Raw genomic sequence first — 4,895 nt, 5'->3', positions numbered from 1 at the left:
TCGCCGACGATCATCAGCGGGGCGTCGCGGAAGTAGCGCTCGACGTCGTATTCGGTGGAGTAGCCGTAGCCGCCGTGGATGCGTACTGCGTTGAGCGCGATTTCCATCGCGACTTCGGAGGCGAACAGCTTGGCCATCCCGGCCTCCATGTCGGCGCGCTGGCCGCTGTCGTAACGCTCGGCGGCATAGCGGGTGAGCTGGCGAGCGGCGGTGAGTTTGGTCGCCATGTCGGCTAGATAGTTGCCGACCGACTGGTGTTTCCAGATCGGCTCGCCGAAACTCTCGCGCTGCTGGGCGTAGGCCAGCGCGTCCTCCAGCGCCGCGGTGGCCACCCCCAGCGCCCGCGCCGCCACCTGAATGCGCCCAGTCTCAAGGCCTTTCATCATCTGCGAAAAACCCTTACCCGCTACCCCGCCGAGAATCGCCGAGACCGGCGCGCGATAGCCGTCGAACGACAGCTCGCAGGTCTCCACGCCCTTGTAGCCCAGCTTGGGCAGATCGGCCGACACCGTCAGCCCCGGCCCGTGCTCGACCAGCAGCACCGACATTCCCTGATGCCGCGGATTGGCGGCCGGATCGGTCTTACACAGCAGCGCGATCAACCCCGAACGACGCGCATTAGAAATCCACGTCTTCGAGCCATTCACCACAAGGTCGTTGCCGTCTGGCAGCGCGGTAGTCGCCATGTTCTGCAGATCGCTGCCACCGCCGGGCTCGGTCAGCGCCATCGTGGCCCGCAGCGCCCCGGTGGCCATCGCCGGCAGATAGCGTTGCTTTTGCTCCTCGGTGCCAAACAAGCCCAACAGCTTGGCCACCACCGTGTGCCCACCCATCGCGCCGGCCAAGCTCATCCAGCCGCGCGCCAACTCCTGGGTCACTTCCACATAGCACGGCATCGACACCGGCGCGCCACCATACTCCTCGGCGATGGCCAGCCCGTAGATGCCGATGCGCTTCATCGCCTCGATCCACGCTTCGGGATACTCGTTGGCATGCTCGCGCTCACGGACCGTCGGCTTGACCTCTTTGTCGACAAACTGACGCACCGTCTCGACCAGCATCGCCTCATCGTCATTCAAGCGCCGCTCCTCCTCATCGCTTCGTCCCCCTCGCCGCTGCGCGGCTGGGGGCGCCCCCACTGCATCGTCGCCGGCGCGATTCAGCGCCATGCCGCAATGCTGACACGGCGGGGAACCCGATGACCGGCGGACCGTACTTCGACGAACTGCAGGCCGGCCAGGTCTTTGCCGGCGCGCCCTCGATGACGCTGACCCACGGCATGGCCGCCGTGCACCAGAGCATCCTCGGCGATCGGTTGCGGTTGCCGCTGGACACCGAGCTGTCGGTGGCGGTCACCGGCTCAGCTGCGCCGCTGGCCCACCCCGGACTGGTTTGCGACGTCGCGATTGGCCAATCGACGCTGGTGACCCAACATGTGAAGGCCAACCTGTTCTACCGCGGGTTGGCGTTCTACCGCTTCCCGGCTATCGGCGACACCCTGTTCACCCGCACCGAGGTGGTGGGCCTGAAGAAGAACTCGGCCAAGCCGGGCAGGGCGCCCACCGGGTTGGTGGCACTGCGAATGACAACCATCGACCAGGTCGATCGGCTGATCCTGGACTTCTACCGCTGCGCGATGCTGCCGCTGAGCCCGGATGCTGGCCCGAACGACGCGGATCACGCCGACGACTTGTCGAAAGTCGGTGCCGATCTGGCCCCGCCGCCGTCAGCTGCCGACGAATGGGACGGCGACGTGTTCCGCGAGCGGATTCCTGGGCCGCACTTCAATGCCACTCTGGCGGGCACCGTGCTGCGCAGCAGTGCCGATGTAGTCACCAGCGCACCAGAATTGGCTCGCCTGACACTGAATATCGCCTCGGTGCACCATGATTCGCGGATCGGCGGCCGCCGGTTGGTCTACGGTGGCCACACCATCGGGCTGGCGCTGGCGCAAGCCAGTCGGCTGTTGCCCAATCTGGCCACCGTGCTGGGCTGGCAGTCCTGTGACCACACCGCTCCGGTGTATGAAGGTGACACCCTCTACAGCGAGCTGCATGTCGATTCCGCCGAACCGACCGACAACGGCGGAGTGCTGGGGTTGCGGTCGCTGGTGTACGCCGTCAGCAACTCGCATGATGAGCCCAGGCAGGTACTGGACTGGCGTTTCACCGCCCTGCAGTTCTGACCCGCTAACCGGTGGCGCGCACAATGGTGGCGTGGACACGGTGTCGGACTGGGCCGGCAGCGGGCTGGCGTATTTGACGGGCCCCGCTGACGGAGAGCCGGACTTCTGTCGCGCCGGCGTGCTGGCCGAAGCCCGCAGGGTAGCCGCCGACATCGCGCAACTATTCGGTGTCGGCGTCGACGCCGCCACCATATTGGCGGGCCGCGCAGCGATCCTTGGGCTGACAAGGCGCGGCCGCGTCTCCGCGGGCGGCGCCACCCGACTACTGGCCACCACGGACGGCTGGTGCGCGGTGGCGCTACCGAGACCGGATGACGTCACGACGCTGCCGGCACTGCTGGAAGCCGACACCGTGCCCGACGACCCATGGCTTGCGCTTTCTGATTGGGCGGCAACGCGTTCGACCGAGGCCGTGGTGGCCCGCGGCCAGCTGCTGGATGTCCCGGTGGCCGGTCTGGGCGAAGTCGGCGCTGAGCCACCGACGGTGCGGCGGTGTTGGAGCCGCGTTGGGCCACGACCGGTGGACGACTTGCTGGTGGCCGATCTGTCGTCGTTGTGGGCGGGCCCGTTGTGCGCACAGCTGCTCGCCCGCGCCGGGGCCGTCGTCGTCAAGGTGGAAAGCCCGAGGCGACCCGACGGCACCCGGAGCGGCGACGCCAAGTTCTTCGATTGGATGAACTTCGGGAAGCTGTCCTATGCACTCGATTTCGACGACGACGATGATGCGCTGCGCCAGTTGCTATCCACCGCCGACATCGTCATCGAGGGCTCTCGCCCCGCGGCGCTGCGCCGCCGCCAGTTGAGCGCCGACGACCTGCCTGGACAGTCGGGACGGATCTGGTTGCGAATCAGCGGCCATCGTGGCCGGCCGCACCGTGCGGCTTTCGGCGACGACGCCGCGGTGGCGGGCGGGCTGGTCGGTGATGGCACAGATGGGCCGGTGTTCTGCGGCGACGCCATCGCCGACCCGCTGAGCGGGCTGGAGGCCGCCCGGGCGGTGGGGCAGTCGCTGCGCCGCGGCGGCGGCGAGCTGATCGACGTATCGATGGCACAGGTTGCAGCGAGGTATGCCGCACTGCCGGCGACCGCGTCGACGTCCACCGTGTTTGTCGCGCCGCCCCAGCCGCCGGCGCCCAGCCTGTCAGCACCGCCGCTGGGAGCCGACAACAGCGCCGTGCGCCACATCGTATCCGAGAGGCTTTGTGCGCCATGCTGATTCAGCGGGCGACGACGCTGGACGGGGTGGTCGTCGACCTGCGGGTGAGCGCCCGCATCGACGAGATCGCCGAGACGTTGGAGCCGCGAGCGGGCGAGGACGTGCTCGACGCTGCCGGCGGAACCGTGCTGCCCGGCCTGCACGATCACCACGTGCATCTGCATTCGGCGGCTGCCACAGCGAGCTCGGTTCGAGTCGGGCCGCCGCAGGTGCGCGACCGCGCCACCCTGGCTGGCGTGTTGGCGCGCGCCGAAGCCGGCGAGGACGGTTGGATCCGTGCCGTCGGCTACCACGATTCTGTTGCCGGGCCGCTGGACCGGGCGGCGCTGGACGCCATTGTTCCGTCCGTGCCGCTGCGCGTGCAGCACCGCAGTGGGGTGCTGTGGATGCTCAACTCGGCGGGCCTGGGTCGGATTGGCCTGGCGGACCACGTCGACGGCCGGCTGCGCAGCACGGGCTCGTGGTCGGACGCGCTCAGCCGAGGCCAAACCCGCCTGGCCGACTTGAGCACTCGGTTGAGCCGCTACGGAATCACCGGAATCACCGATGCCACACCGGATCTCGATGCCGGCGACATCGTACGGTTAGCCGAACTGCATCGGCGGGGCGAACTGCGCCAACACGTGCACTGCCTGGCCCCCGGCAAGCGCATCCTGCACGAAGACGACCTGGACCTCGAGCAGCTCGCTGACTGGATCGCCGACCGGCACCGCGGTGGCGGGCCGGTTGCCATCCACTGCGTGACCGCAGCCCAACTGCTGGTGACGATCGCAGCGCTGCGCCAAGCCGGCACCCACCCGCGCGACCGTATCGAACACGCCGCCGTGACGCCGGCGGACTGCATCGCCGACCTCGCCGAACTCGCGGTGACCGTGATAACCCAACCCAATTTCATTGCCGAGCGCGGCGATCAGTACCTCGATGACGTTCCCGCCGAAGAGCACGATGAGCTGTGGCGGGTGGCGTCGTTGCGACAGGCGCACGTGCCGGTGGCCTTATCGACCGATATGCCCTTCGGCCAACCTGACCCGTGGGCGGCCATGCGGGCGGCCGTGCGCCGCGCCACTCCCAGCGGAGTCGTGCTGGGCAGCAATGAACGGGTATCCGCGCGAACAGCTTTGAGCATGTTCTTCGGATACCCCGATCAGCCGACCCGGGCACGTATCATTGCGCCGGGCGAGCCGGGGGACCTCTGCGTGCTGAACGTATCGCCCGAAACGGCGCTGGCCGAGTTGGATGCCGGCATGGTCGCCGCGACGATCGTCGGCGGTCAAATCGCTTATGCAGTCGAATAAATCAGGAGATCTCGCCAACGAGATAGCGTTGCAACGTGGGCGCCACCGCGTCAACCAGGGTATCGACATCCATTGACTGGATCGGCTCGACCCGCACCCCGTAGCGCATGATGCCCAGACCGACCACTTGGGAGGCGCACAGCGATGCGCGAAACCTGATCTGGTCGGCCCCCAGCGCCTTCAACAGTGGGTCGAACAC

General features: G+C 67.8%; 4 protein-coding genes and 2 pseudogenes. 3 read left to right on the top strand and 3 right to left on the bottom strand.

Annotation, left to right across the window (positions count from 1 at the left end; all coding sequences use genetic code 11):
* Both WBF82_RS00815 and WBF82_RS00810 read right to left on the bottom strand, forming a co-directional pair.
* On the bottom strand, positions 1-1,079 hold a 1,079-nt coding region (locus WBF82_RS00815), incomplete at its 3' end, for an acyl-CoA dehydrogenase family protein (RefSeq protein ID WP_424381210.1).
* Positions 1,077-1,160: pseudogene (locus WBF82_RS00810) on the bottom strand (hypothetical protein); the annotation flags it as partial. The gene WBF82_RS00815 and the pseudogene WBF82_RS00810, both read right to left, overlap by 3 nt.
* Before the next feature lie 38 nt (positions 1,161-1,198).
* On the opposite strand from WBF82_RS00810, the gene WBF82_RS00805 reads away from it, so the two are divergent.
* From WBF82_RS00805 to WBF82_RS00795, 3 genes are read left to right on the top strand one after another with little or no spacing between them, the layout of a single operon-like run.
* Positions 1,199-2,185: a MaoC family dehydratase gene (locus tag WBF82_RS00805; protein WP_424381209.1), complete on the top strand. Its 987-nt coding sequence runs from the start codon at positions 1,199-1,201 to the stop codon at positions 2,183-2,185.
* A 31-nt stretch (positions 2,186-2,216) separates the two neighbouring features.
* Positions 2,217-3,401 (top strand): CoA transferase, encoded by a 1,185-nt coding sequence (locus tag WBF82_RS00800; protein WP_424381208.1) that lies wholly within the window; start codon positions 2,217-2,219, stop codon positions 3,399-3,401.
* The gene (locus WBF82_RS00795) at positions 3,395-4,696 is read left to right on the top strand and encodes an amidohydrolase family protein (RefSeq protein WP_424381207.1); all 1,302 of its coding nucleotides are present in this window, start codon (positions 3,395-3,397) and stop codon (positions 4,694-4,696) included. The genes WBF82_RS00800 and WBF82_RS00795 overlap by 7 nt, the downstream gene beginning before the upstream one ends.
* Position 4,697: 1 nt before the next feature.
* On the opposite strand, the pseudogene WBF82_RS00790 reads toward WBF82_RS00795, so the two are convergent.
* Positions 4,698-4,895, bottom strand: a pseudogene (locus tag WBF82_RS00790) (hypothetical protein); the annotation flags it as partial.

The sequence above is a fragment of the Mycobacterium sp. genome, from assembly GCF_049673265.1.
GTDB lineage: Bacteria > Actinomycetota > Actinomycetes > Mycobacteriales > Mycobacteriaceae > Mycobacterium.
This window is presented reverse-complemented; position numbering and strand designations above follow the sequence as displayed.